The organism is Thiolapillus sp., from assembly GCF_048562965.1.
Lineage (GTDB): Bacteria > Pseudomonadota > Gammaproteobacteria > Chromatiales > Chromatiaceae > Thiolapillus > Thiolapillus brandeum_A.
In genome coordinates this window covers 1-2,159 of sequence record NZ_JBHNMF010000533.1, presented here as the reverse complement: position 1 = coordinate 2,159, position 2,159 = coordinate 1, and the positions used below count along the sequence as shown (strand labels likewise).

2 protein-coding genes are annotated in these 2,159 nt (G+C 51.5%); both read right to left on the bottom strand.

From position 1 onward, the window contains the following. Positions 1 to 604, bottom strand: a 604-nt coding sequence (locus ACOCD2_RS17345; protein ID WP_293653406.1) for a restriction endonuclease subunit S, incomplete at its 3' end; no start/stop codon positions are given. Continuing rightward, positions 594 to 2,159: N-6 DNA methylase (locus ACOCD2_RS17340; protein WP_419625836.1), on the bottom strand; the 1,566-nt coding region annotated here is incomplete at its 5' end. The genes ACOCD2_RS17345 and ACOCD2_RS17340, both read right to left, overlap by 11 nt.

Here is a 2,159-nt window from a genome sequence, read left to right as displayed (position 1 = left end):
AATCGACGAACCAGGACTTGAAGATGGCGCGGGCGATGGATTCGAGGGTTTGGGCCATCTGTCGGTTCAGCTCGATCTTGTCGTCCAGCGAGCCGAGGATGTGGGCGATGGCGCGTTGTTCTGCAAATAGGGGAAAGCCAAATGAAAACTGTTTAATCTGTTTTGCGCTTAGATTTTGTTGTGCTGCACCAACAGATAGAGATTTAATTACCTTTCTATGCTCGAGAAGGAGATAAAATAAAAACCTAAAATGCGCCTTCTCTTCATCAGCAATCAATGCACAACTAGCCTGATTGCATGCCATTTTATTAGCAAGAATGCCAAGCTGGGCAACGGTTGCTCCATACATGGCAAGCAATATAGTATTTCTAGGGAGCAGTTTAGCAGATGATGTATTTAGAGCCTTATCGGTAATATGCTCCTCAGTATCGTAGATCCATGAATCATTAAGTTCCTTTGTTTTTACCCAAGGAATCGTGCCGCCCTCATAAAACTCAGGATACTTTCTGCTTGGAGTACCACCGCTTGTAATTTTTTTGCATACTGACTCTAACGATAACATGGTCCAACCATTGGGAAGCGGAGCCGAATGGCTAAATTCCATACCCCAACCTCTCCATATTCTTCTTGATAATCGTATCCAGTTCCTCGGCCTTCTTCATCTGTTCATAAAGCACCCCAGTCAGTTCAGCCATCTTGCCACTGAATGATTCCTCGTCATCTTCCGCAATTGCCGCCCCTACATACCGCCCTGGCGTCAGCACGAACCCGTGCTTCTCCACTTCTTCCAGTTCAGCTGAATAACAGAACCCCAATACATCCTCATAGGGTTCTCCATCGCTGAACTCGGTTTCCCGCCAACGGTGATAGGTTTTCGCAATCGTGTGGATCTCTTCTTCGGTAAAGGCGATCTGGGTTCGTGATAGCTGTTCCGCACCCATCTTGCGACAGTCGATGAACAGGTTCTCGCCGCTTCGATCCTTCTTACCGTTCTTACCTGCTTTCTTGTCCTTGCTCATGAACCACAAGCAAGCGGGTATCTGGGTATTGGCGAAAAGTTGCCCCGGCAAGGCGACCATGCATTCCACCACATCATCCTTGATCATCGCCTTGCGAATGTCACCTTCGCCGGATTGCTGTGTGGTCATGGAGCCATTCGCAAGCACGATACCGGCCCGACCCACCTTGGAAAGCCGGGCCAGCATGTGTTGCAGCCAGGCGTAGTTCGCGTTGCGGGCCGGTGGGATACCGTATTTCCACCGGGGGTCCTCCTGGAGCTTGTCCGCTCCCCAGTCCGAAATATTGAATGGCGGATTGGCCAGGATGTAATCGGCTCGCAGCGTGTGATGCTGATCATTGGTGAAGGTAGAGCCGTAGGTTTTGCCCAGGTCGCCCTCCAGGCCGTGTACAGCCAGATTCATTTTGCACAGTCGTCGGGTATCGGCCATCAATTCCTGGCCATAGATGGGCAAATCGCCTTTCTTGCCAACCTGCTTGGCATGGGCATCCTTGAATTTGGCAGATTGAACGAACATGCCGCCGGAGCCACAGGCTGGGTCATAGATCGTTCCCCGGAAGGGTGCCAGTATCTCGACCAACAAATTGACGACCGATTTTGGCGTATAGAACTCTCCAGCCCTGGCACCTTCCTGCCGGGCAAACTGCCCCAGGAAATATTCGTACACCTCCCCGAAAATGTCACGACTACCGTGCTGAGCGGGATCAAAATCAATCTTGGCGATGATCCCCATCAGGTCACCCAGTTTGCCTTCTTCCAACTCAAGACGACCGAAATCACGGTACAGCACTCCTTTGAGCGAAGGGTTCTCCGCCTCAAGCGCTGCCATTGCCTTGTCCAGCTTCTGCGGAAAGTCCGCGTTGGCGGCTTTGGCCAGTAACGCCTCGAAACGAACATCTCCAGGCACCCAGAAAATATTGTCCGCTTCATAGAAGATCTTGTCGTTTATGAAGCTGTCTTCGTTTTTCTCCCTGATTTCCTCGTCTTCGATATAGAGGTTCGATTTCGGGTCCGCCAGGCGTTGGCGAATCACATCCGCCTGGGCCTCGAACAGATCGCTCACATACTTGAGGAAAATCAGCCCCAGCACCGGGTACTTGTATTCTGCGGCCGATACCGACCCCCGTAGGGCGTTGGCAGC